Genomic DNA, 26,726 nt, shown 5'->3' with positions numbered 1-26,726 from the left:
ATGGTGGGAGAAATTAATACAGATGAAACGGCACTACTTCATTTATTAATGGATACAGGTGGAAGGACTAGATATAAGTACTATCAGAAGGAAGAACAGGAATCAATAGAAGTTGTTCAGGAAGCTACAATGGCATTTATTAAAAATGCAAATAGAAAACTAAATATAGATTTAAATGAGACTCCTAAAATAGACATCAAACTAGAATTGAAAGCCTCCATAGATGAATACATTGATGGACTCAATCTGAATAATCCAGAGGAAAAGAAAAGGTTAGAGGAGGCTATTGCAAAATCTATTGAGGCAGATTCCTCCAAATTGCTAGAGTATCTTCAAGAAATCGGATCAGATCCCTTAGGCATCGGTGAAATCATTAGGTCAAAACACAACTTGTATTGGAAGTCGGTGGAAGGGGAAGAAGTATATAGCAATATAGACTTTAATATTGATGTGAAGCTTGAAATTGAGTTTTTTGGAGCGATATATTAATTGCATCTAGGTTGAGTTGACAGTTCCAAGGGTGGATTATTAAAGCTGCATACTCTGTTTATTTACAAATACCAAAGGGAAACTTTCATTGCCGAGAACTATAAAGATACGATGGAGTATAGAGGGGTGATTAATATGGTTGCAAGGATAAAAGATAATATGCTTAAAATTAACAGTCATAAAGCGTGTCTAACTACCCCCTTTTTTTTTTGGTGATATATTTTTATTGCCATTTTTTGCTCGTTGAGCATTTCAGATAAATAGCATAATGTGTAGATGAGTAGATATAAAAAAGTATAGCATAGTTGTATGCCTAATGAGTATATCTATGAAGTATATCAAAAAAGGAGGACAGATAATGAAGTACTATGCAAGAAAAGCTTTTCTTGGGTTTTGTTTAGTTTTACTTCTAATGCTTCTAATGCCACCATTAGAAGCAATGGCTAGCAGCGAAGGAGGACAACCTCCTAACCTTACATCTAGTAATCTAAGCACTAGAATTGTAGCTTATCATGGTAACGATACACCAGGACATGTTGAGATTTTCATAGCAACCGATAAGCCTACTCTAGGCAACATTGATGTCATTGGTAGTGCTGTTTCAAGTATTGGTAGAACTATCTCAACCAAAATTTACCTATCTACCGAGGAATATAAAGAAGAGCATAGGGTAAATTGGGCACCTTGGAATGACCAGTGGCCAAGTTGGGAGCATTTGCCAGCGGGGGAATATACCCTTAAACTGAACCTATATGATGAAGACGGGAATCAATCTATAGGTATGCCCTTAGGGACGATTACTGTTGTTGAGGAATTAAATCCAAGGCCTATTATTGAAGAAGTTAAAGTAGATACAGTAAGTATTTCACCAGAGTATGGGGTAATAGAAAACTTAGCAACCATTAGCTATCAATTAAACAGACCTGCTGAGGTTTTAGTAACCATCTATCAAAATGGGGACTCTTATGAAACCTCAATGATGAGGCTGCAACCAGGAATCCATACGATAGAGTGGGATGGGAGAAATAATAAGGGCATGATTATGGCTAATGGAGAGTATGCCGTTAATTTTTCAACTAGAGAAACAACTGCCGATTGGCACCGCAATTATTTTGATTTTGATAATATGATAGAGATAAAGGATGGAGATCATAATCTACCTGAATGGAGAGCAGATGAAATTGTTACTTCTATTAGCTTAGATGGAAATGAGATTTCCATGAAGGAAAATGGTAATAGATCTATTGAAGGTAATATTACTTTAGGAGAAGATGCCTATATCTCTGTATGGATGGTAAATGCTACCAAAACCAATGTATCGAATCTTATCTCCTACCAAAAGCTCTCTGAAGGGACTCATTCTTTTAATTGGAGTGGAAAGGACCCTTATGGTGGAGACTTAATGAATGGAACCTATTATTTAAAGGTAACGGTTTTTGATGCTACAGGAACAAGTGGCGATATAATCTATGAGTCGGAAATGGTTACCATAAAGGATGGTCATCGACCAACTGTTTCAGAAGATGCTCAATGGGTAAGAGTGATAGAAGATACAGTCATGAGTGTTTATCCAATGGGATCAAGATATATTGCCAAGACTGGTGAAACCTTCCCTATTCTAGAAGGTGGGCAATATATGTACGGCGGTAGTGGGTCCTACACAGTTTTAGTAGCTGGTGAGGTACCAGGATTAATTTCAGTAGGCAAAGTTGAATTAACAAATATTGACCAAATTCCTATGAAATGGGGATATGCTTCTCAACAAGAAGTCAATTTGCTTAAGGAACCTATAAACCATAGTAATACTATTGAAAATGCAACATTAGGAACACCTTTAAGGATTATAAAAGAAGAGGGAAATTGGTATCGGGTTCTTTCGCCTCTAGGAAGGCAGTTATTTGTAAAGTCAACAGATTTATCGTTAGATAAGATAGAATCACAAGAAGAACCAGCCATCCTTCATATAGTAGTGCAGGGGGATACTCTTTGGAAAATCAGTCAAGCCTATGGTGTGACGGTAGATGCTATCTCTAAAGAAAATAACTTCAACCCTGCCAATGAACTTAACATTGGTAAAGTACTGATTATTCCAAAGACTGCAACTGCAGAACCAGTTATAGGGGAGGACAAACAAGGAAATATCTATACTGTAGCAGCGGGAGACAGTCTGTGGGAAATTGCCCAAAGGCATGGAACTACAGTAGAAGTGATTGCAGCGTTAAATAATCTTGATGTAAATCATTATTTAGAAATAGGGAAAAGATTACAGATGCCTACTTCATCTAATAATGAAGTTGATCAGAAGAAACCACAAGTTATTTATACTGTAAAATCAGGGGATAGTCTGTGGAAGATTGCACAACTATATCATACAACCATTAACGCAATTTCAGAAGTAAATCAAATCAATCCTGCTGATGACCTTATGATTGGGCAGAGGTTAATCATCCCAATGGAACCCAACAGTATGATTAATTATGTAGTCAGGGCTGGAGATTCTCTATGGAAGATCTCTCAAAGCTATAACACTACAGTGGAAATCATCGCTAGCATAAATGAATTTAATCCAAATAATACAATATTTCCAGGTCAACAATTGAAAATACAAGTAAGATAAGGAAAGTTAGGGGTAGCAAGCTCTGGGAGGAAAAGCTTCTCCCATCCCATGTAAAAACAGTTGCTTTAAGAGAAGGTAGATAAGTTGAAACCATAGATTTTAAGAGTTTTCAAGAAAATACTAAAGTGAGTTATATGTACCCCTAAACGATATAAGTTTAGGGGATTTTCCTAAACTAAAATATGATAAATCGATGGACCTGGTCCATCGATTTTTTCTGCAAACACTAAAAACACAAGGAGCTATTATCCTTGTGTTTAAGCTATTTTACATTACTAAAGATACTTTGTATTCTGTTTCTATATAGGGGATCCAAACTATTTAAATAGAAATCTACATCTTCAGCATCAATGTTTTTCGTTACGTCCAATTTTGTAAAGATCTGGTCTAATTTCATAAAGGTTAGCCAGCTATCCTCATGATTTTTAACACCGCCCACATGTTCAAGGTTAATCTTTTTACCATCCTTTAGTTCAATGATATAATAGAACTCCCCTTTTTGATGGGAGGTAAAAGGCACGGTTTTATTGTATAGTCCAGTGTGAAGGGCTTCTATATCGGTATAGGAATATTCCTTACCTTGGGGATGAAAGAAACTGTGGGTAACGATCCTGTCATTGGAAATGACACTAACATTTGTAAACATATAATATCCTATGATTATAGAGAATCCTAGAAGGGCAGCAATAGTGGCTTTTCTATGTCTTCTCACAAATCTAAAGACTGTTATAAATAACTTCTCTTCAGGAGAATGCTTTTTTGTATTAATGTAATAAACCAAGATTGAAGCCATAATGATGAAAAAAATTAGAGCCAAGCTAGGAACTGAATTTCCTACAGACCACATAATAAAATCCTCGGGAACAAAGACCAATGACTGCATAATACTCATGATCAGTCCACTTAAAATTGGTATAAGAACTAGCCCGATTCCCAGCAAAATATTTCTAAAGATTGTTAGGGAAGTTCTCCCTATGGTTTTTAAAAATGTCAAATGAATCACCTTTCTAATTATCTTATACAATTCTTCTCATCTTCAATATTCTATTAAACATGGGGCTGCTAAAAAGCATATATAGTTTATTGTTTCATTATACACTTGGGGTTACTTTCTAGGATAGTAGTAATAAATGTTAATGAGTGTACCTATATTATCTCTATTTATGCAGAAAAATGGGGAAATGCTATAAAGGATTTGTTTTCAGTAGGATAATGTTAACAATTATCTTATATAACAGAGCAATTAAATAACTAAAAGCGAAAAAAATATAGAAAAGCAAAAAGTTCAAAACATCTTGACAAAAGTTGTATATACAATTATACTACTTACAACATTATTTGTTTTTATTATAGTATACAGTGAAAAGGAGAGATTATGAGAAAAATAAGGCAAGGTGGTTATTTAATTTCAAAAATTCATCAATTAGCTGGACGGATATTTGCAAAAAAGCTGAAAGAGTACAATATAACTGAGATTAATCCTGCACAGGGTCGTATTCTTTTTGCTCTTTGGCAGAATGATAATATCTCAATACAAGAATTATCCAAGCAAACAGCATTGGGTAAATCTACTCTTACCCGTATGTTAGACAGGTTGGAGGAATCAGGACATCTCTTACGTATATATTCCAGCACTGATAGGCGCAAGGTATTAGTACAACTTACGGAAGAAAACAAAAAAATGAAAACTGCTTATGAAAAAGTTTCACTTGATATGACAGAGTTGTTTTATAAGAATTTCAAAACTGTAGAAATTGAGGAGTTTGAAGCATTCTTGGAACGGATATTTAATAACCTTCTAGATTCGGAAAAAAATTGAATAAGAATTGAATATAAATTGAGGGGGTAATAGAAATGACGAATAGCAATTCTCTTGAAAATACCAGTAAAATGTTAAGTTCACACAAAGAGGATGTACTTAAGTCGGCACTTACACTTGTGGAAAACTGTAATACTGTAACACTAGGTACCAGTGGTGAAGATGGGTATCCAAACATAAAGGCAATGCTAAAAATGGAGACTGAAGGATTGAAAACAATATGGTTAAGTACAAATACCTCATCAAAAAGAGTATCACAGTTAATGAAAAACTCAAAAGCCTGCATTTATTTTAATGATGAGAAAAGTTTTAGGGGATTAATGTTAGTAGGAGATATGGAAGTATTGACTGACTCTGAGACAAGAAAACGCTTGTGGAGAGAAGGCTTTGAAATATACTATCCTCTTGGTGTATCTGATCCCGACTATTCTGTATTGAAGTTTACATCAAGATGGGGAAATTATTATCATAATTTGAGTAATACCAACTTTGAAGTATAATTTTTATGGAGGTATAAGTATGGATATTTATGAGGCTATTTGTTTAAGGAGAACGGTACGGGATTTTGAAGATAAAGAAGTTAAAATTGATATTATTAAGAGAATTCTAGATGCAGGAATGCGGGCTCCAACTAATAATCATATGAGAGAATGGGAATTTGTTATTGTAAATGATAAAACCTCCAGGTTGAAGCTCATAGATAAAGTTGAGAGAAACACATCTGAAAGTGAAATTGCAGATGATTTGGATAATTGGGCACAGGATCAGTGTCAACGGAAAATGTATTTCGACGCTATTCCAAAACAATATAACATGCTTTTAACGTCCGGTTGCCTTATATTACCCTTCTTCAGGCAGAGGGAACCTCTATTGAAACCGGGTTGCTTGTCATCTCTTAACGGATTTGCATCTATATGGATGTGTATTGAGAATATTCTTCTTGCTGCTGTAGCTGAAGGGATATATGGTGTAACAAGAATACCTTTTGATGAAGAGATAAAGCATATAAAAGAGGTCATGAAGGTGCCCTCTGACTATGAAATACCATGTTATATAGCCCTTGGATACCCAAACCAGAATGCAAAACAAATCAAACAGCATCATATAAAAGTAGAGGACAGGATACATTTCAACAAGTGGTGATACATAAACAAAGCAATTTCAATCAACGAAAGTATACTCCATCCATAGAGTGACAAATAGCCCAGGAGGGGATATTGCTCTACGGATAAGTAAACCTTTCTAACAGTATTGCACAGAACATCATTAAACTATCCAGGATTTAGAAAAGATTCAGAGGTTATAAAACTAAAAAACATACAATTTTGCCACCCATGTTTACAACTGGGTGGCAAAATTGCTGCACTATATGAAAGTGACTTCCACAAAATCATAGGTTTTGACAATCTGCTTTTAGGTCTAGAAGCCGTGCTCTTTGAACAATGACAAAGCATCCTGCAATACCTGTCACTGTAACTTGTTTTTCTTAATTCATTGTGGCTGCTTTTTTATAGATTGCTTTTTTGTCTTCAACAGCCAAAAACTTTTCTATTACAAATGCGATCGTACCAATACCAACTAGGTTGACTGCAAATCTAGTGACCATAAATTCCCATCCTAAAGATGATGCTTCAAATAATAACAATGGGATTTTAGTGGTTGACCATGCCCCAATAAAAATAAGAACATTTGACAGCTTACTTCCTTTTTTAAGCAAAATCCCCGCTATAGGGAATGCAGCATATAATGGACCCGCAGCGGCTGACCCCATTAGAAAGGCAATAACAGCACCACTAAATCCAGAGTTATCTCCCATAAGCTTGATCATTGTCTCTCTTTTGACCCAAACATCTAGAAGACCAAGCAGCATAAAAATAGGTGGAATGACCATCAACATTTCCCTGACATTATTTCGGGTCAATTCAATAGATGACCGTCCAATTGTTGGAAAAATAACAAGTAGTAATAGGTTCAATACAGCTAATACTAAAGCAATTCGATATCTTTTTAATAATTTCATCATCTTAAGATCACTCCAATCACAAGCGCAACAACAAATGAGAATAAAAAGGCCATTCCATTTCTTAAAAATGTTGCTTTTTTACCAAAGTAACTAATTTCCACCGGTATTGTGACAATCCCTACCATCATCAAAGTGGAGATGAATACAGCAATTTGCATTAATCCTGCCCCACCATTTAAAAGAGCTGCAGCCAAGGGGAATGCTACAAACCCTGGCACCAAGGTGATTGCACCAATCACTGCAGCAATTAACATACCTGTCCAACCAGATTGATTTCCAATTAATCTGGAGATCACTTCTGGACTAATGGCTGCAAGCATGATCCCTACTATGATTAATATCACAATAAACTGAGGTAGAATATTTTCAAAAGACTTCCAGGCCTTCTTTAAGGCCATTTTTGTTTTACCTGTATCTTTGATAAAAGATACAATTAGTAAAACTAAGGCTAATATATATAATACGATCGTAAACATCATATTCTGCCTCCTATTCACCTCTAACTTTACTTTTTTCCTTTAACGTTAATGCTTCTTCTTCTGTAGCTAGCGATAAAAGATTGATTGGACAATTTTGTGTACAAACACCGCATTTAATACAATCCACATTGTTAAACTGATTTTCACCTGAGAAATCTAAATAAGGTGCTAACTGAAGAGGACAGACTTTTTCGCATTTACCACAGCTGACACACTTACTTTGATCTGATATCGTCACTTTTTTCTCTCTATTTTTAGTTGCACCTATCAATGTTCCTAGTTTATAAGAAAGCTTTTGTAGGGTTCCCATAGGACAAAACTGACACCAGGTTCTTGGATTCACCGTTATGGCCAACAATCCGCCTACAATCATAACCATTAGATAAGTAGTTGAGAAAACCATTCCCAATTGATCTAAGAAGTCGTAGCTTCCCCAAGATGGTATGACTGCTATAATTCTGCGCATAAAGTTAAACATAAAGAATACAAAAAATAAACTAATCATTGCTTTAGACTTCAAAAATTTAGGAATTTTCCTATTTTGACTAATCGGCAGCATGATCACATCAAATAAACTACCATGAGGGCAAAAGTTACCACACCAGTAACGTCCTGAGAAAAAGGCCGTTGCAGTTAATCCAGCCATAATTAGCACTACTGCTAGCCCTAGTTTAGGTACCCATAAACCACCCAAGGCTACTAATACAGTAAATATCCAGCCATATTTTCTAATGGGTGTGTATGCCCGATTTGTTTTCATATATTTTTTCATCTATATCTCCTCCTCTAATAAATCCCCCCTCCACAGGGGGGGCATATAGTTATTATACGCCTCTTTTTAGAAATTGTCAAAGGATATTTGAAACATAGGTTACAGACCCTTTAGAAAGTAAGGCTGTAACAATTACAGCCCTTAATCAGATACTTAATAACTCTTTTTATGCAATTCACAAAAGCTTCAAATTGAAAAATCAATCGATAAGCTAAATATGAGAGTTATTCAACGAGCTATATCAATTATTAAAGACATGCCATCAAATATGTGAAAGAAAGGATATCAAGCATGATGATAATTAAATAATGGCAAGGACAGATAAAATGCTGTTTCCTCTCCAGGCTTACTGGTCGCCCAAATCCGACCATTATGATATTCAACAATTTCTTTTGTAATGGATAAACCCAATCCACTACCGCCACTAGAAGATCTTGATTTTGAGCCGGTAAAAAAACGATCAAATACGTAAGGAAGATCTTCTGCAGGAATTCCAGAACCATTATCCGCAATCTTTATAATAACCTCACTAGGTATGTCTCTATTATTTAGATAATAACTCATAGTAATTGTCCCTCCCTCAGGGATATGCTTGATGGCATTATAGATGATGTTGGAAAAAGCTCTATCCATTCGATCTACGTCTACCTCCACAGAGAGAGGATGGGGAAAGGAAGAATTCATATCTGGTGAGATTAGATGAAAGCATATTCCAGCCCTTTGTATGTCAAGATTATATTTTTCGTGGACTTTCTGCATTAAAAGCTCTATTGACATTACTTGAGTTTTCAGCTTCAGTTTTCTAGATTCTAGCTGTGTTAAATCGAAAAGCTCTTGAGTTAAATGGTTTAACCCATGTATCCTTTCTTTTATTCGATGCAAATATCTTATTTGCTGTTCCGGTTGTTCAACAATTCCATCCAAAATGGCGTTAATGTATCCTAATACAGAGGCCATTGGGCTGCGTAAGTCATGGGATATGTTGGTTAGCAAATTCGTTCGGGATTGTTCCATCTCTGATAAATCTTGATATGCTTCCTCCAACTTCCTATTAGAGCTTTCTAAGGCAATGGTTCTTTCTAACACTTTATCTTCCAAGCTCTCATTTAATTGCTGAAGATTGGCTGTCATTTCTTCAATCCTTGAGAAGGCATGGGTAAACTTCCTAGACAAAATGATGGATTGTGAAAATACAAAAACCAAAAAACCTACAGAAGAAAGACTGGTTGTAACAAAGCTTTTGCTAAAATAGATTAACGAGCTTTCATAAAGAATATCATTTATTACAGTGCCAACAAAAAAAATCACAGCTAAGCCTATAGCAACAGCTCCCTCTCTTTTCCTTAAATAAGCCAGCACCAGAGCATAAATTAAGTAAAAAATAATTAAAAATGCAAAAAACTGATAGATAATGTTATATTGAGCATAGATTTTAACTGGGTTAAATAACACTAAAAGACTAAAGATTAAGGAAGATGCTATCGATAGATGAATAGCTTTCATTGAAATTTCTTGAAATAGAATGGATTTCAAATATAAAATAAATAATGGGGTGCCAAGATAAAAGGTTAGGTATTCTATCTTTAAAGCCATCTCCCAGTTCAAATGAGGAAATAATTGAAAAACAAACATTGTACCAATAAAAAGGGTTCTAATTCCTATCATGATACAAAAAGACCCAAAAAAAAGATTAGATTTTTCCTTTCTTCTATAAAAATAGAATATTAAGTGATAAATACCTACAACAAAAAGACTGCCAAAAACAAAGACATCAAAAGCTAAGTGCCAGTTTTCTCTTAATTTCATTTGATCTGCAAGCCCTAATCTAAAGTTTTTAAGTATTCCTCCATGTTGATGATGAAAGTTTGATACTTGAATAATTAATTCTAAATCTCCCGATTTGGAATCAAAGAATACCATACTTGGTTGAAATTTAGGAATAGAACTATCAGAGGTCATTCCTAGGTTACCGCTAGCAGCCAATAATTCATTATTTACCCAAAGTCTATAGGCCGTCGATATTTTAGGAATTTCCAGACCCAGTGATTCATTTCTATGTTTGGTGGCAATACGTAATTTGTAGGTTGCAAATCCATCTCCTGTAAGGCTTATATCTTCAACAGTATAATTGTTCCATGTAGCAGGCACCTGAATATACTGCATACTTGAGGTGCTGTCTTGGGGAAAATCATCTGACTCAATTAGCTGTTCCCAATAAAACTTCCAATGCCCCTGCAGCTTAATAATGTCATTCTCTTCAAAATCCCATGATAAAAGATCAAGATACCCCATATTTGCCATAGGGATCTGATCTTGATTCATTTGTTGTGCACAACTAGAGATTAATATTACTAGTACACAGATTAGAAAAATTATAAAGAGTTTTTTATTTGGCTTCATTAGTAATTACCTACTTTTAATATATTGATTTTCTGTAACTAAGTATATAATAAAAATTCTACATTTTTCTATTTTATCCTACATAACTCCAAATTTTTTTGCAGGATAATTTATTGCCAGGAAGATCACCGAAACATATTACTGTGACGCATCGATAGAGTTTAGGATATTTATAATAGATGTAGGCTGTGAATGGATTAGATTTTAATTATAATAATGAAAAAAGTAAAACATAGCAAAATAGTTTGAAGCTTGTTATAATCTTGTAAAGCCTAACGGAAGAAATGTGTAGTGAATTGATGCTAGAGTTAGTTAGAGAAACGTAAAAATATTTTTACATTATATCCTTAGCTAATGCTATGACTGATTATTAGTATTGCTTGATTATTTGAGATAGCGACAGAAGATCATACAAGGATGAAGAAATAGGACTGCTATTTTCACGTATAAAAACGCTGTTATGGGGGGGGGAAGGAGATTGATAAATTTCAACAATCTTCTAATACTGTAAAAATATTAATATTATTAGAAAACATTGTTACTATACTATATCGGAGGGCATTGTTTATAATAAAGGGAAGAAGCTTGTGCAGCTATAGCAGCGTAGCCCATATAGTTCTGCGTGTATGGCTTCTTTATGGCGGACTATGTCATGGTCAGGGTTCGAATCCCAAATTCTGTTTTAATAGGGTCAAAAATCGATAAAAAGCCTTGCAGGTTAAAGCCTCCGTTGTTTATCGATGGCTCTATTAAGGCAGAAAATACAAAAAAGAGGAGAAAAAATTGGAAAATATTATTGTGGGACTATCCGGTTTTGTACTATTTTTTGCTTGCATTCTTTTAATCATTGTAGTAAGCAAGAAGGCTTTTAGCATAGTAACAATATTTGAATATGAAAGGGGCTTAAAATATAAAAAGGGTGAATTAATGGGGCTATTAAAACCAGGGCAGTATTTCTGCTTTCACATCAATACAGTCATTGAAAAAATAGATACTAGGCCAAACTCCATAAATATTAGTGGACAGGAAATCCTTACAAATGATGGAGCCCCCATCAAGGTTAATGTCGCTGCTATTTATGAAATCATAGATCCTATAGCAGCTGTGAACAAAACAATTAATTATTACGAATCATTGTATTTGATGCTGCAGTTGTCTTTGCGGGAAGTAATTACTACATTAGAGTTAAGTGAGGTTTTTGAAAAAAGAAACAATATTAATACTGTCATTTTAGAGAAAGCAGCTTTAAAAGCAGAAAAAATAGGTATAAGATTACATTCTGCTGATATTAAAGACATTACCCTTGTAGGAGAAATGAAGAAAGTATTTACTCAAGTACTACAGGCCCAAAAAGATGGACAGGCTCGTTTGGAAAGAGCAAGGGGAGAAGCTGCAGCTCTTAGAAATCTTGCAAATAGCGCTAAAATGCTTGAGAACAATCCTGCTTTATTACAGCTTAGAATATTACAAGCATTAGGTGAATCCTCAGGAAATACAATTGTCTTAAATGCAGCTAATGATGGCATCAATATGCCATCAAAATAGAAAAGGAAGCATTCTAGTAAGCTACTTTTATTAAATCCCTTCAGAAAATTGAGGGGATTTTTTTGCATCCTGTCATAAGGTAGAAGATACTGCACTACTGACATTTAATAAATTTACAAAAATAGGATATTAATATAAGATATAGTTAGAAAAAATTGTCTTTTTTATGAATCTGACATTAAGATAAAAGGGTAAGGTAAAACCAAGGAATATGAGGTGAAATATGAAAAGATTCTTTAGCATTGTTTTCAAATGTTTAATTATTTTAATACTAGTAATGCATTTCATTGCCTGCAGCAATCAACAGCTTGAAGGAAAGGAGGTCCAAGAGGAAAAAGAACAGGTGGATGCACATACGATACCTGAGGTGGAGCTCCAAAAACAAAGTCTTATTGAAGAAGAAGGGAAAGATATTGAGACAAGAATCCTGACACCAAAAGATTTTCAGCGGATTGCTGTAAAAGAGGGCTCATTTGCTGAATATTTGAGAAGGTTGCCATTAAAGCCCCATGGCTCACCAGTACTATATCATGATGGATCAGTGAAGAATAAGAAAAACATCTACATAGCTGTAGTAGATATGGAAATCGGGGACCGAGATTTGCAGCAGTGCGCAGATGCCATAATGCGTCTAAGGGGAGAATATTTGTATGGCATTGGCCGTTATGATGAAATCCATTTCAATTTTACCAATGGCTTTAGGGTAGATTACAGCAAATGGATGGAGGGCTATAGAATCGTTGTAGATGGAAACTGCAGTTACTGGCAGAAGAGAGCTGAACCCTCCAATACTTATCAGGATTTTAGGCGCTATATGGATATCATTTTTGCTTATGCGGGAACCATTTCACTTGAAAAAGAGCTAATAGACGTAAACCTAGATGATATAGAGATTGGCGATATTTTTATTCAGGGAGGCAGCCCCGGACACGCAGTAATTGTTGTGGATATGGCATTGAATGAAGCTACGGGAGAAAAGCTGTTTTTATTGGCTCAGAGCTATATGCCAGCTCAAGAAACACAGATATTAGTAAATCCTAATAATATAGCATTGAGTCCTTGGTACTCTTTAAGTATTCAGGGAGAAGATATCAAAACTCCCGAATGGACCTTTAGAAGAGGAGATTTAAAAAGATTTCCGTAAAAAAATAATAACTCTATAAAGTACATGAAATACACTTATTTTCAACTTTTCAGTAAATACCAGGCTTTTCCTTAGAGTGTATCACGATATATCTCTAATACAACAGCCTGGTTTTATATTACTTAAGAAACCTCTTAGCAATGCTTGTAACTTTCGGAACTCATCTTAGAATAATTCAAGATTTCATAGGAAACTATATGTACTAGGAATGCAATTCCTCAAAATGATCTATGGAGGTTAGATGATTGAAAATTTACCGTGTAAACATGTCAAATCTTAGTTTTACTCAGGAAGAAGTACCTGAAGAATGGAGACTTCTGGGAGGACGTGGGTTGACTTCAGCAATTGTAGCTAAGGAAGTAGACCCTACATGTAATCCACTAGGAAGTAAAAACAAATTAGTATTCGCGCCGGGATTATTTGCTGGCACCATGGTTGCTAATTCAGGAAGGCTTTCTGTGGGGGCAAAGAGTCCATTAACAGGGGGCATTAAAGAAAGTAATGCTGGCGGCACAGCTGCTCAAAGGTTTGCAAAATTGGGTGTGAAGGCTCTAATTGTGGAAGGAATCCCTGAAGAGGATAAATGGTACTGTATCCATGTTCATAAGGATGGAGTAGAGATTAAAGAGGAAACGGAACTCTTAGGAAAAGGGAATTACGAGGTAATCCATACAATGACAGCAAGATATGGAGAAAATACTGGAGTTATGACTATAGGGCAAGCAGGAGAGTATAAGCTGTCTACTGCAAATATCTCTGTCAAAGATCCTAAGGGACATATCCGAAGTGCAGGACGAGGCGGTCTTGGAGCTGTAATGGGTTCTAAAAGAATAAAATTTATTACCCTAGATGACAATGATGGAGCAGGGATCGAGATGAAGGATAAGGAGAAATTTAAAGATGCAGCACGAATCTTTAATAAAGCTTTGCTTGAACATCCAGTAAGTGGAGATGCTCTTCCTAAATATGGTACCAATGTACTGGTGAATATTCTAAATGAAGCAGGGGGACTTCCCACTAAGAATTTCCGAATGGGAAGGTTTGATGGGGCGGAAAAGATATGTGGAGAGAAAATGTATGATACGATTGTAAGTAGAAATGGAGATCCTACACATGGATGTCATGTAGGCTGTATCATCCGATGCTCCCAGACCTATAATGATAAGGATGGCAAATATCTGACAGCTGGTTTCGAGTATGAAACGATTTGGGGTTTTGGGGCAGGCTGCTTGGTTGATGACCTAGATATTATAGCTAGAATCGATCAAATGTGCGATGATATAGGACTTGATACAATTGACACAGCGGGAACCATGATGGTGGCAATGGAGGCAGGCCTGCTTCCATGGGGAGACGGTGAAGGTATCATAAAATTTGTTGAAGAAATCAAAGAGGGAAGCCATCTTGGCCGAATCCTAGGAAATGGACCTAATTTTACTGGAAAGGCTTTTGGTGTAACAAGGATACCAACTGTAAAAGGTCAGACTATACCAGCATATGACCCTAGAGCTGTCAAAGGTATAGGGGTAACCTATGCAACTACAACTATGGGTGCTGATCACACTGCAGGCTACGCTGTTGCAACAAATATATTGAAGGTAGGAGGAAATATTGATCCACTGAATAAAGAAGGACAAATCGAACTATCAAGAAACCTACAAATTGCAACTGCATCTATTGACAGCTCTGGCCTGTGCTTATTTGTTGCATTTGCTGTGCTTGATTCTGAACCGGCATCCCATGCCATTATAGACATGGTCAATGCTCAGTATGGTACTAACTGGTCAGTAGAAGATTGGTTTGATTTGGGAAGATCAGTCCTTAAAACAGAAATAGCCTTTAATAAGGCAGCGGGCTTCACAAGCAAGGATGATAGGCTGCCTGAATTTGTAGCTGAATCCATTCCACCCCATGATGCTGTATGGGATATTACTAATGAAGAACTTGATCAAGTTTTACAATTTTAGCAGATGTCTAATAAGCAAATAATAAGGCCAGTAGTTGATAGAAAGATTCATTGAATAGGAGGTATATACCGATGCAAGTAGATGTTAAATTGTTTGCTAGTTTAAGAGAAGGACGTTTTGAAAGCGAAAAAGCCGAATTAGAGAACCAAAGCAGAGTAATTGATGTCATTAAAAAATACAATATTCCTTTGGAAGAAGTACATATTTGTCTTGTAGACGGCCGTGATGCAGATACGGAACATGTCCTACAAGATGGCAATACAGTATCCTTATTTCCTCCAGTAGGTGGGGCTTGATGAGAGGAAATGTTTTTTAAAAATGATTTTTTTGATGTTTTTGCCAAGAATGATACAAATAAATATTCTTTGGTTAAGAGAAAATCCTATTGATATTTTATTCAATAGGATTTTCTTCTTTCACGTGATTATATTATATTAAATCCAGTAGGCTTTGTTATTGCCTTAAATGACTAAATTACATAGCTGATTTGAAGATATTGATTACATCTTCTAGGGTAGGAACTCTTGGGTTTGTTGCTCCACAAGCATCCTTCATAGCATTTTTAGCCATTACTTCTAAATCTTCCTCTTTAACCCCCAGTTCCTTTAATCCTGATGGGATTCCGATATCCTCTGATAATTGCTGGATAGCATCAATTGCTACATCAGCAGCTTCTCTTATAGATAATCCATTAATGTTTTCACCCATTGCAACGGCTATATCAGCCATTCTTTCTGGAGCAGCAATTAGATTAAAACGTTGAACTGCTGGTAAAAGAATAGCATTACATACACCATGAGGAAGATCATAGAATCCACCTAATTGATGTGCCATAGCATGAACGTATCCAAGGATGGCGTTGTTAAATGCCATTCCACCTAATAACTGAGCGTACATCATGTTATCTCTTGCTACCATGTTGTCACCGTTGGCAACGGCAGCCCTTAGGTTAGTAGAAACTAATTTTATCGTCATTAAAGCAGCAGAATCAGTAACAGGGGTAGCAGCTGTAGATACATAGGCTTCTATGGCATGGGTTAAAGCATCCATTCCAGTAGCTGCCGTTAAGCCTGGAGGTTTTTTTGCCATTAACAAGGAATCATTAAAGGAGGCTATTGGTGTACATCTCCAGTCAACGATGGCCATTTTAACCTTTGTATCTGTGTTAGTAATAATACAGAAACGAGTTATCTCAGATGCAGTCCCTGCTGTTGTGTTAATTGCAAACAAAGGAGCACTTTTTTGGGTGCTTTTGTTTACGCCCTCGTAGTCTCGGATGTGTCCACCACCGCCGGCTACTAAACCTATACCTTTAGCACAGTCATGGGAAGATCCGCCCCCTAGAGATACAATACAATCGCAGCCTTCCTTTTGGAATATTTTAAGGCCGTCATGAACATTATTGTCAGTTGGGTTTGGTTGAGATCCACCGAAAACCACACTGTCAATTCCAGATTGCTTTAAATAGGAAGCAATGTCTGGTGCTACTGCTTTTTCTAGGAAAGAATCAGTTACGATTAAAGCCTTTTTATATCCTCTGTTAGAAATTTCAGGACCTACCATTTCAGCAGCGCCTCGACCATAGTGATTTACTGATGGCATAAAATACGAATTTACCATTTGTGAAAAAACCTCCTCTAATTATTTTTTTCTAATGCTCTCCCACAAAATTATTATTTCCAATAAAACAGATAACATAACCTATCTTTTTTTTACAAAAACTTCTTTGCATAGAACAAAATAACCATGGGATTACTTGTAAAATCAAAACTTTATTTAATCCAGAGGTAGTTTGATGGATACTAATAGAACACAAATTGTCTTCACTGAGAATAGTCCATTCTTTTTAGTAAATGGAAAAAATGCAACTGATAAAGCTATGCAAATAATTCAAGCTTGACCCTCATGAGTTACACATTTTGTTTTAACCATCACCCTTTCATTGTAAATTGCATACTCTATATTAGGGCTAGAGATAGTCAAATATTAATAGGTAGGTGAACAATATGGCTGATACGGTTAAAAAAGACTTTTTTGGAGGCTTATTTGGAGGACAAAGTAGTTTATTATTTTTCTTCCTTCTATTAGTGATTATATTCTGCAACTGCGGTATATTTAAAACAGGAGACAGCTTGCTATTCTTCTTCTTGCTGCTAATTGTACTGTTTGGAGGAAGAGCATTCTTCGGTGGTTTCTAAATAAGGTATTAACCTCATGTTAAAAAAGAACTTAAGGTCCAAGCGTTAAAAACCTAGGACCTTAAGTTCTTGATTTTTAACGTCGCTCTAATCAATGTATCCTTCTAATTGAAAAGGTATCTGCTAATTTACTTTGTCTCAACTATATTAATGTTATAGAGCAATCACCAATGTCGATGACGTCCGTTATATGGATACCTCTCTTTATATTATTCTAATATCTCTCCATCGTATAGATGGGGACAATCATCTTAGCATATAGACATTAGATTGTGGCAGATGGCTTCCAGTATATGTTAAGTTTAGAATTAGTAGAGATAAAAGATAAAGGAAATACTACTAGATAAGTTTAAATGAAGTGGGTAAGAATTATGATAAGTAGATTGCTATATACTGTAGAATTTATACTACTAATGCAATCCCAAAAATGGGATGCATATTAATAAGAAAGGAAGATACCATGACACCAAGAGAAGAGATAATAGAAACAGGGTGGAACTTTGATAATAGTTATGCTGGTTTGCCAAAAATATTTTTTACCACTCTCAACCCAACCTCTGTACCTTCGCCGAAGTTGGTTATCCTCAATGATAAGCTGGCAATCTCTTTAGGATTAGAGATTCAAGCACTTCGAAGGGATAATGGTGTAGCGGTGCTTGCTGGAAATCGGATTCCCGATGGCGCATTACCTCTAGCGCAGGCTTATGCAGGACATCAATTTGGTCATTTTACGATGCTAGGGGATGGTCGGGCGATGTTGATTGGTGAACAGATTACACCTTCAGGCAAAAGATTTGATATTCAGCTCAAGGGTTCAGGTCCAACACCATATTCCCGTCGCGGTGATGGGCGCGCTTCTCTTGGACCGATGCTGCGGGAATACATCATTAGCGAAGCAATGGATGCCCTTGGTATTGCGACAACCCGCAGTCTGGCGGTGGTAACAACCGGTGAGGCAATAATCCGTGAAACTCAGCTCCTTGGTGCAATTTTGACCCGTGTAGCTGCTAGCCATTTACGGGTTGGAACCTTTGAATATGCTTCAAAATGGGGTACTGTTGAGGACCTGCGGCAGTTAGCTGATTATACCCTACAACGACATTTCTCAAAGATGGATACTATGGAAAACCCCTATCTTTTTTTACTTCAGGAAGTGATTAAACGTCAAGCAGTGCTGATAGCCAAATGGCAGTTGGTAGGTTTTATTCACGGAGTAATGAACACCGACAACATGGCCCTTAGCGGTGAAACCATTGACTATGGCCCTTGCGCCTTCATGGACACCTATGATCCTAAAACGGTATTTAGCTCCATTGATACGCAAGGACGGTATGCCTATGGCAATCAACCTCATATTGCTGCGTGGAACCTAGCCCGATTTGCTGAAACCCTAGTACCATTACTACACGACAATCAAAATAAGGCTGTGGAACTGGCTCAGAATGCTATTTCGGAGTTTCCTGATCTGTATAAATGCAATTGGCTGGAGGGTATGAGGAGAAAAATAGGATTATTTAACCAAGAACCCCAGGATGAATCTCTGATTGAGAATCTTCTCAGCATGATGGAGAAGCATGGTGCCGACTATACCAATACCTTTCGAGCATTAACCTTTGACACGCTGGAGGATACGACGTTGTTTAAAGCTCCAGAGTTTACTCAGTGGCATCAGCTATGGCAGAGGAGATTAAGCAGACAGCAGGAATCACAAGCTTCCTACCAGGATCTGATGAAGAATTCTAATCCTGCTCTCATCCCTCGAAATCACCGTGTAGAAGCGGCTTTAGAAGCAGCAGTGAAGCAAGGGGATTATCGTGTGATGGAGGAACTTCTTGATGTTCTCTCAAATCCTTACGCTCACACATCTCAACAGACTGATTATGCTACACCGCCTGAGCCATCAAATCGTCCTTACCGAACTTTTTGCGGTACTTGATGATAGAAGTATTTTGTCAGGCAAACTCAATCATTGTGACCCTCAATGATTTCTTTAGTGATGTAAAAAAAACATCAAATATATAAAGTAAATCCTCTACATCGGTTCTCCGCCCTTTATCTGCATTTTTAAAAGAAGAAAAAGTGATTGAAGGCACATAATCATATATTTATACTTGACATATTTTGGAGAAAAATAATACACTAATCACATATTATAAAATTGGAGGAAAAGCATATGGAAATGGTCTTTTATAAGTGTCCAATATGTGGGTTTACCCATCAAGTTCCAGGCTATTGGAGTGGGTTCTCGCCTGAAGAAGAGATAGAAATGCAACATATTAATCTTGAAACCAAGGAAATGTGCAGTGAATTGATGTTGGAACTAACCAAAGAATGATGAAAGCAATCGAAAGGAAATAAAACTACATAATTAGTAAATAGAAATACTACTATTTTACAAGATATTTGCAAAAGTATGGTATAATATAGAAAAGTTTCTAAATTACTAAAGAACGGAGGAATTCCTTTGAACAAGATTGCATTGGTTACTGATAGTACAAGTGATTTAAATCATGAGGAAATTAAGAAGTATAACATCCATGTCCTTCCTTTAAAAATTGTGTATAAGGATAGGGAATATACTGATAGAGTCGACATAACACCAGAAGAAGTATATAACAACATGGAAGTTGAGGTTCCAACAACTTCACTTCCCACTATGGGAGAGATTGACAGTCTTTTTGTAAAGCTTAAGAAGGAAGGCTATACTCATGTAATAGCTGTAACAATTTCCAGTGGGTTATCAGGCACCCACAATAGTATCAGACTAGTTAGTGAGAATCATCCAGAAATGAAGTTTGAGATTTTTGATTCAAAGGCATTGACACTTGCAGCAGGAGCTATAATATTAGAATGCGGAGAAATGATTAATGCTGGTAAAAATTTTGATGAAATAGTAGAAGAACTACCTAATATTAGAGATAGAATAAAAGTTTATTATGTATTGGATACCCTGAAATACCTTATTAAGGGTGGAAGAATTGGAAAGGTTTCAGGAAATATAGGAGAACTATTAAACTTAAAACCTATTATCTCAATTAACAAAGAGGGGATTTATTATACCTATACCAAGGTAAGAGGTCGAAAGCAAAGTATTTCAAAGATTCTTGATATAGTAAAAGAATCCCTTGAAGAAAAAAGAGCAAAGGTTTGGGTGCTTCATGGTGGAGCTAAGGAAGAAGCATTAGAGCTTTATGAAAAGGTTCTAAAGCTCGCCAATATTATAGAAGTGGGTTTTAGTGATATAAGCCCAGTTGCAGGAGTACATACTGGACCAGGACTTATTGGCGTTACAATAATGTCAGAATAAATTCATTCGAATGATGGAGAGATATATAAGGCTTTTAGAGGCAGGTGCATTGATTAGATATAAATCAATGCACCTGTCTCTTTGAACTTGTGTAAACCTAGGGTAGTTAACTAAGTAAAAATAATTGCATATTTTTTCATAATATGATATACTTGGAAAGTTAGTTTATTAGTTAGACAAAGAAGGTTAAGATACAATCAAATTATTATTTACAATAGTTTTATCGTTAGTTTCAAAATGATTATGAAGATGCTTTTCATTTCGCCCCTAAGGTATATAAAGATTTAGATGCCTTCCTTAGTGTATGTTAGAAATTCTCAAAATATCTAATAATGAAAGTAGATTTATTCTATTCTTGAATTTTCAATATGAATTATTAAAATAAATAATTACATGATTATTCCTCACAATTTTATTTAGATGCTTTCTATTATTTTCAAATAATATAAGCTGCATATCCCGTGGAATGGTTTAAGTTTTAATGATGAAGTTCTTAAAAATCCTGATTGTTTGCTAACATGCTATTATGTTAGCTTTTTTTTATGTAATAATTACAAGGAAGTAAAAATATACTAACAGATAGTCTAAAATTATATTAAAAGACAATGAGAAATTAAAAAGGAGGTGCTTAAATGACACAACATATAGTATTAACCATTATCGGATTGTTTTTAATAACAGCCCTTACCAATATTTTTGCAACATTAAAGAGCATATTGCTGGCAAAGAAGATTATGAATCCAGTGTATTTTTTAGTATTTGCAGATGCTGTAATTTTTGCCACGGTTGTCAGCAAGGTAGCCAATTCAAATGGAATTCATTTTGTGTTTGCATATGCCCTTGGAAAAACACTAGGAGTTTTCATCGGTAACAAAATAGAAGATCGTCTTGCCTTAGGTATTTTGGAAGTAGATATATTTCTAAATAATAAAAGTAAGATGATCCAAATAGCAGAAATGCTCAGAGAAGAAGGCTATACAGTCAATAATTATTTAGCTAGAGGAAATAATGGTCATAGAAGATACAAAATAGAGGTTGTAATAAGAAGAAAAGAGTTCAAAATACTAGAGGGGATCATGGATGAATGTGGAGTAACGGATCCAACTTTAAAGATTAAAAATTTAAATAAAGTGGAAGGCAAAATTACTACAACAAGAGTAAAGGCAATCTAATCAAAACTACCCGCCCATCGGGTAGTTTTAATTTATAATACAATTGTCGCAGTCGTTTCACCCAACGAAAGCGTAGTAAATGCTATTTCATAAGCATTTTTAGAAACATGTTTCTTTTTTTTGTATTCAAGGGACAGATAACAGTTTTCTGGGTAAAAATATATTATTTTTGCTAAAAAACAAAAATTGTTAAAAAATAAACTTTCGAAATTATGCTGTTTATAGTAAAAAATGGGTAAATATTAATATATAAATATTTAATTATTACATCAAACATAGAATCTAGAAGGAGGATTTGAATAGATAATTGTCGAATAATGTAGAAAAATGCAGAAATGCAGTGTCTTCTTCATTCACTTATCAATCAAAGAAGCTAGATACATAAAAAAAATTATATAAAGGGGGCATGTGCAATGAAAAGTATAAAATCAAAGCTAATATTACTTATATCGTTATTGGTGGTTGTCTCATCAGTAGCAGCTGTAGGGATAGGACTGTGGAATAGTACTAAAACAACCAATGAAATCATCGAAACCTTGTACGATGAACAGCTTGATGGTGCAGGAAATGTTTTTATTAGTATGATAAGGGAAGAATTTGGCATTTTAAATCTTAATTCACAAGGGGAATTAGTAGATGCTAGAGGAGAGAGTATTGCAGAAAGATATCGTCAGCTAGATCAGTTTTCAGGTGACATGGATATGGTTGCTACTATTTTTAAAAGAGCAGGAAGTGATTTCGAAAGAGTTATAACAAGCATAATAAATGAAGAAGGAAGGCGTGCTGTTGGAACAGTTCTTGATCAAGAAGGTAATGCCTATAAGGCAATGGTAGAGGGAAAAGAATACATTGGAGAGGCAGATATCTTGGGTGGAGCATATATCACAAAATATATACCAATGCTTGATACCAATGGAAATATCATTGGAGTATATTTTGTAGGAAAGCCTATAGAAGCAGTAAACAATATAGTAAGAGAAGGACGAGATGCAGCAATGAAATTATTTGCTGGTTTAGTAGTTTTGATTCTGCTAATCGCTACAATAATGAGTTACCTCATCGGCAATACAATTGCTAATCCCATCTCTGCATTAACAGCAGTTGTGGAGAAACAGGGAAATCTAGATTTTCGATTCAATAAAGAAGCTGAAGTTATAAAATATATGGACAGAAGAGATGAAATTGGAATAATGACAAATGCACTAAAGGTTATGGAGGATAATGTAAGAAGTTTTATACATAATACTATGAATGCTTCAGAGCAAATAGCTGCATCATCAGAAGAGCTTACTGCCACATCCCAGCAATCAGCAATCGCATCAGAGGAAGTTGCAAGAACCATAGAAGAGATTGCTAAAGGAGCAAATGAACAAGCTAAAGATACAGAGGTATCAGCTGGAAATGTAGAGGAAATGGGACAATTACTACAAAATAATGGAGAATATACAGAAGAACTAAATGAAGCAATAAAAGAAATAGACAAGCAAAAAGAAGAAGGCTTTCATATACTGAAGGGACTTATAAATAAGACAAAGGAAAGCAGCAAAGCATCTAATGAGGTCTATGAGGTAATCGTAAGCAATAATGAAAGTGCAGAAAAGATTGAAAAAGCCAGTAGTATGATCCACAGCATATCTGATCAGACGAACCTATTGGCATTAAATGCCGCAATAGAAGCTGCGAGAGCAGGAGAAGCTGGGAGAGGCTTTGCAGTGGTTGCAGAAGAAATCAGAAAGCTAGCTGAGGAAACAAGTAATTTCACAGAAGAAATAAAACAAGTGATTGAAGAATTAAAATCAAAATCTCATGGCGCGGTAAAAACTATGAGTGAGACAAAACATATAGTAGAGTCACAAAATGAGAGTGTCAAACAAACTGAAGAAAAATTTGAAATGATTGCCTCTTCTATTGACGCAACAAAAACCATCATAGAAAAACTCAACGAATCAGCAGAAAGTATGAATTCTAATAAGAGTAATCTAGTGGATCTGATGCAAAATCTATCAGCTATTGCAGAGGAAAACGCAGCAGGCACTCAAGAGGCCTCTGCATCCATGGAGGAACAAGCAGCATCTATCGAAGAAATAGCAAATGCCAGTGAAGAATTATCAAAAATTGCAGAGGAGCTACAGGTTTTAATAAGTAAATTTAAGATATAAGAAATGTTTTTTCATAAAAGAGTGTAATTATGAAAAGCCGCTTTTTTGCAAAGCGGCTTTAAGATGTTGATAAAACTTCCAAAATCCTCGAAAAATTTAATTAATAAAAAATTTGTAATTTTTCACAAATACCTATTGCAATTACAAAAATAATTATATATAATGAAATAGAAATCGATTTCATGGAGGCGAAGAAGTGGCAACAATTAATGACGTAGCGAAGCTAGCAGGTGTTTCAAAAACTACTGTGTCTCGTGTCTTAAACAAAACAGCACCGGTAAATAAAGAGACAGAATTAAAAATTATAAAAGCTATGAAGGAGCTATCCTATCAACCTAGTCTAATGGCACAAGGCTTGAGAACAAAACGTTCAAAGATGATTGGAATCGTAATACCAAGCTTCTCGAATCCCTTTTACTATAGGTTTATCCAAGAGCTGGAATGGGAAGCGAAAAAACAGGATTATTATGTTATCATCAGCAGTGCCAGTACGGGAGAAGAGCTTAAAAAGAAGTATGTAGAAGATTTAATCCATAGAGGTGTTGACGGATTAATCATATTTAGTTATAAAGAAGACAATAAAATGGGTGACTACTTCTTGGAAATATCAAAACAAACACCTACTGTCTTCATGGACAACATAGGAAACCATAGAGATGCTGCCTTTGTGTATGCAGATGGTTTTAATGGGATTAAGGAAGTTGTAGCTCATTTGATAGAGAAAGGGCATAAAAAAATTGGATTTATTAAGCCCAAAGAAAGTTACAAAGTAGCTGTTGACCGTTATGAAGGATACAAAGCTGCTTTGGCTGATGGAAATCTACCACTAGAAAATGAATTAGTGTTTGAAGGAAATTTTGAAATAGAAGATGGGTATATTGCTGGTGAATACTTTTGGAGCCTAGATCGCAAGCCGTCTGCTATAGTAGCCTGTACAGATTTATTGGCTATTGGTACAATGAAGTATTTTCTCAATAAAGGAATGAAAATTCCTCAAGACATAGCAGTGGCGGGGTATGATGATATTGAGCTAAGCACAATCATACAGCCAACCCTGACTACCTATAAGCAGCCTATAAAAGAGATATCTAAAACAACCATAGATCTTCTGATAGATAAAATAGAGCAAAGAGATGATATCAATAAAAACATAGCTATTAAAGGAGAATTGGTTATACGTGAGAGCACGTAAAAAATTTGTCGCAATGGAAATCGATTTCATATTTTTTTACTCTTTATGAAATCGATTTCCATAAAGAATATAACCTACAATCCCATTAATGAATTTAAGCATGGGTCATATAAAGGAGGTACAAAATGACAACTACAGATATTAGAAGGATTGAAGAAGCATATCAGCAGGCAAAAGAGTTATATGCAAAAATTGGAATAGATACTGAAAAGGTTTTAGAAACATTGGAACGAATAAGGATATCTATCCATTGTTGGCAGGGAGATGATGTAAGAGGGTTTGAAAATGCAGATGGTGAACTGACGGGAGGAATTCAAACAACTGGAAATCATCCTGGAAGAGCAAGAAATGCTGATGAGTTAAGAGCAGACCTTGAAAAGGCATTATCTCTAATTCCAGGCACTCATAAAGTAAATCTACATGCCATCTATGCTGAAACTGCAGGTGAAAAAGTTGATAGAAACCAGCTGAAGCCTCATCATTTTCAAAACTGGGTAGAATGGGCAAAAAAACACGGGCTAGGTTTAGACTTTAACCCAACTTGTTTTTCTCATGAATTTTCTGATGAAGGGTTAACATTAAGTCATCCCAAGAAAGAAATAAGAGAGTTTTGGGTAGAGCATTGCAAAGCCTCCAGGAGAATAGGTGAATACTTTGGTAAAGAGCTAGGTATTCCTTGTGTTACCAACATATGGGTACCAGATGGATTTAAAGATATAACTATTGATAAATTAGGACCAAGAAAGAGGTTACAGGAATCCTTAGATACAATATTTGAAGAAAAATTAGATGAGAATTACAATGTGGATGCAGTGGAGAGTAAGCTTTTCGGCATAGGTTCAGAGAGTTATGTAGTAGGCTCCCATGAATTCTATATGGGATACAGCTTGAAGAATAATAAGGTTCTTTGCTTAGATGTTGGACATTTCCATCCAACAGAGACGGTTTCTAATAAAATTTCATCCATGGCTCTATTTTTAGACAAGTTATTATTACATGTCAGCAGACCTGTGAGATGGGATAGTGATCATGTAGTCATTATGGATGATGAGTTGATGGAAATCGCTAGAGAGTTAGTAGTAAATGATTTGTTCGATAAAACCTACATAGCCTTAGACTTTTTCGATGCAAGCATTAACCGAATAGCAGCTTGGGTAATTGGAACAAGAAATACAATCAAGGCACTGATGAGAGCAATGCTGGAGCCGACAAACACTTTAAAAGAAGCTGAATTAAGCGGAGATTTTACTACTAGACTAGCTTTATTAGAGGAGATAAAGTCTTATCCTTTTGGAGCAGTTTGGGATTATTACTGCTTAAAGAAAAACGTACCGGTTAGAGAGGCTTGGCTGCAGGAAGTTAAAGCTTATGAAAAAGAGGTTTTACTAGATAGGGATCATGCTAGAGGTGAGGAAGAAGGAGAACCTGCCTGCTCTTTATAAT

23 protein-coding genes are annotated in these 26,726 nt (G+C 35.6%); 17 read left to right on the top strand and 6 right to left on the bottom strand.

Annotated elements, in window-relative coordinates; genetic code table 11:
• Positions 1–489, top strand: coding sequence for a Ger(x)C family spore germination C-terminal domain-containing protein (locus BMX10_RS08195; RefSeq protein WP_090442163.1), 489 nt, complete (start codon positions 1–3; stop codon positions 487–489).
• 358 nt (positions 490–847) lie between these two features.
• Positions 848–3,106 (top strand): LysM peptidoglycan-binding domain-containing protein, encoded by a 2,259-nt coding sequence (locus BMX10_RS08190; protein ID WP_170834742.1) that lies wholly within the window; start codon positions 848–850, stop codon positions 3,104–3,106.
• Positions 3,107–3,368: 262 nt separating this feature from the next.
• On the opposite strand, the gene BMX10_RS08185 is transcribed toward BMX10_RS08190, so the two are convergent.
• Entirely contained in the window at positions 3,369–4,130 is a 762-nt protein-coding gene (locus tag BMX10_RS08185) for an MFS transporter (protein WP_090442157.1), read from the bottom strand.
• Between the two features lie 351 nt (positions 4,131–4,481).
• Between BMX10_RS08185 and BMX10_RS08180 the strand changes: the two genes are divergently transcribed.
• Genes BMX10_RS08180 through BMX10_RS08170 form a run of 3 tightly spaced genes read left to right on the top strand, consistent with a single transcriptional unit; the run spans position 4,482 to position 6,068 of the window.
• Positions 4,482–4,925 carry a MarR family winged helix-turn-helix transcriptional regulator gene (locus BMX10_RS08180; protein WP_090442155.1) on the top strand — a complete coding sequence of 148 codons (444 nt, stop codon included), beginning with the start codon at positions 4,482–4,484 and terminating at the stop codon, positions 4,923–4,925.
• A gap of 35 nt (positions 4,926–4,960) precedes the next feature.
• A complete protein-coding gene (locus BMX10_RS08175) occupies positions 4,961–5,425 on the top strand; it encodes a pyridoxamine 5'-phosphate oxidase family protein (protein WP_244272670.1) in 465 nt (154 codons plus the stop codon).
• Positions 5,426–5,444: 19 nt separating this feature from the next.
• Entirely contained in the window at positions 5,445–6,068 is a 624-nt protein-coding gene (locus BMX10_RS08170) for a nitroreductase family protein (RefSeq protein WP_090442151.1), read from the top strand.
• A gap of 343 nt (positions 6,069–6,411) precedes the next feature.
• Here the strand turns inward: BMX10_RS08170 and BMX10_RS08165 are convergent, their stop codons facing one another.
• The 4 genes from BMX10_RS08165 to BMX10_RS08150 form a co-directional block, all read right to left on the bottom strand.
• A complete protein-coding gene (locus tag BMX10_RS08165; protein WP_090442148.1) occupies positions 6,412–6,948 on the bottom strand; it encodes a permease in 537 nt (178 codons plus the stop codon).
• Positions 6,945–7,424: a permease gene (locus tag BMX10_RS08160; RefSeq protein ID WP_090442220.1), complete on the bottom strand. Its 480-nt coding sequence runs from the start codon at positions 7,422–7,424 to the stop codon at positions 6,945–6,947. Before BMX10_RS08160 ends, BMX10_RS08165 begins: the two co-directional genes overlap by 4 nt.
• A gap of 13 nt (positions 7,425–7,437) precedes the next feature.
• Positions 7,438–8,199 (bottom strand): 4Fe-4S binding protein, encoded by a 762-nt coding sequence (locus tag BMX10_RS08155; RefSeq protein ID WP_090442145.1) that lies wholly within the window; start codon positions 8,197–8,199, stop codon positions 7,438–7,440.
• Positions 8,200–8,484: 285 nt separating this feature from the next.
• Complete coding sequence (locus BMX10_RS08150; protein ID WP_090442143.1) at positions 8,485–10,599, bottom strand: sensor histidine kinase; 2,115 nt, start codon at positions 10,597–10,599, stop codon at positions 8,485–8,487.
• A 783-nt stretch (positions 10,600–11,382) separates the two neighbouring features.
• Between BMX10_RS08150 and BMX10_RS08145 the strand changes: the two genes are divergently transcribed.
• The 4 genes from BMX10_RS08145 (at position 11,383) to BMX10_RS08130 (ending at position 15,551) form a co-directional block, all read left to right on the top strand.
• The gene (locus tag BMX10_RS08145; protein ID WP_090442140.1) at positions 11,383–12,144 is read left to right on the top strand and encodes a slipin family protein; all 762 of its coding nucleotides are present in this window, start codon (positions 11,383–11,385) and stop codon (positions 12,142–12,144) included.
• Positions 12,145–12,367: 223 nt separating this feature from the next.
• Positions 12,368–13,288, top strand: a complete 921-nt coding sequence (locus BMX10_RS08140; protein WP_090442137.1) for a DUF4846 domain-containing protein — start codon at positions 12,368–12,370, stop codon at positions 13,286–13,288.
• Positions 13,289–13,533: 245 nt separating this feature from the next.
• Positions 13,534–15,255, top strand: coding sequence for an aldehyde ferredoxin oxidoreductase family protein (locus tag BMX10_RS08135; protein WP_090442134.1), 1,722 nt, complete (start codon positions 13,534–13,536; stop codon positions 15,253–15,255).
• Positions 15,256–15,326: 71 nt separating this feature from the next.
• On the top strand, positions 15,327–15,551 hold the full coding sequence (locus tag BMX10_RS08130; protein ID WP_090442132.1) for a MoaD/ThiS family protein: 225 nt from the start codon (positions 15,327–15,329) through the stop codon (positions 15,549–15,551).
• Between the two features lie 178 nt (positions 15,552–15,729).
• Here BMX10_RS08130 and BMX10_RS08125 read toward each other — a convergent pair whose 3' ends face one another.
• Positions 15,730–16,875 (bottom strand): iron-containing alcohol dehydrogenase, encoded by a 1,146-nt coding sequence (locus BMX10_RS08125; protein ID WP_090442130.1) that lies wholly within the window; start codon positions 16,873–16,875, stop codon positions 15,730–15,732.
• 386 nt (positions 16,876–17,261) lie between these two features.
• Between BMX10_RS08125 and BMX10_RS08120 the strand changes: the two genes are divergently transcribed.
• From BMX10_RS08120 to rhaA, 8 genes are all read left to right on the top strand, one after another.
• Positions 17,262–17,453 carry a hypothetical protein gene (locus BMX10_RS08120; protein ID WP_090442127.1) on the top strand — a complete coding sequence of 64 codons (192 nt, stop codon included), beginning with the start codon at positions 17,262–17,264 and terminating at the stop codon, positions 17,451–17,453.
• A gap of 460 nt (positions 17,454–17,913) precedes the next feature.
• Positions 17,914–19,389: a protein adenylyltransferase SelO gene (locus BMX10_RS08115; RefSeq protein WP_090442124.1), complete on the top strand. Its 1,476-nt coding sequence runs from the start codon at positions 17,914–17,916 to the stop codon at positions 19,387–19,389.
• A 237-nt stretch (positions 19,390–19,626) separates the two neighbouring features.
• Positions 19,627–19,788, top strand: coding sequence for a hypothetical protein (locus tag BMX10_RS17990; RefSeq protein ID WP_170834741.1), 162 nt, complete (start codon positions 19,627–19,629; stop codon positions 19,786–19,788).
• A gap of 129 nt (positions 19,789–19,917) precedes the next feature.
• Positions 19,918–20,760, top strand: a complete 843-nt coding sequence (locus BMX10_RS08110) for a DegV family protein (protein WP_090442121.1) — start codon at positions 19,918–19,920, stop codon at positions 20,758–20,760.
• 632 nt (positions 20,761–21,392) lie between these two features.
• Positions 21,393–21,932, top strand: coding sequence for a DUF5698 domain-containing protein (locus BMX10_RS08105; RefSeq protein WP_090442117.1), 540 nt, complete (start codon positions 21,393–21,395; stop codon positions 21,930–21,932).
• A 413-nt stretch (positions 21,933–22,345) separates the two neighbouring features.
• A complete protein-coding gene (locus BMX10_RS08100) occupies positions 22,346–24,091 on the top strand; it encodes a methyl-accepting chemotaxis protein (protein ID WP_244272669.1) in 1,746 nt (581 codons plus the stop codon).
• Positions 24,092–24,287: 196 nt separating this feature from the next.
• A complete protein-coding gene (locus BMX10_RS08095) occupies positions 24,288–25,283 on the top strand; it encodes a LacI family DNA-binding transcriptional regulator (RefSeq protein WP_090442114.1) in 996 nt (331 codons plus the stop codon).
• A 125-nt stretch (positions 25,284–25,408) separates the two neighbouring features.
• Complete coding sequence (gene rhaA / locus BMX10_RS08090) at positions 25,409–26,725, top strand: L-rhamnose isomerase (protein ID WP_090442112.1); 1,317 nt, start codon at positions 25,409–25,411, stop codon at positions 26,723–26,725.
• Position 26,726 lies beyond the last annotated feature (1 nt).

The sequence above is a fragment of the Natronincola peptidivorans genome, from assembly GCF_900111615.1.
GTDB classification, from domain to species: Bacteria; Bacillota; Clostridia; order Peptostreptococcales; family Natronincolaceae; genus Natronincola_A; species Natronincola_A peptidivorans.
The sequence above is the reverse complement of the archived record's forward strand: the minus strand, read 5'-3'. Positions and strand labels throughout refer to the sequence as shown.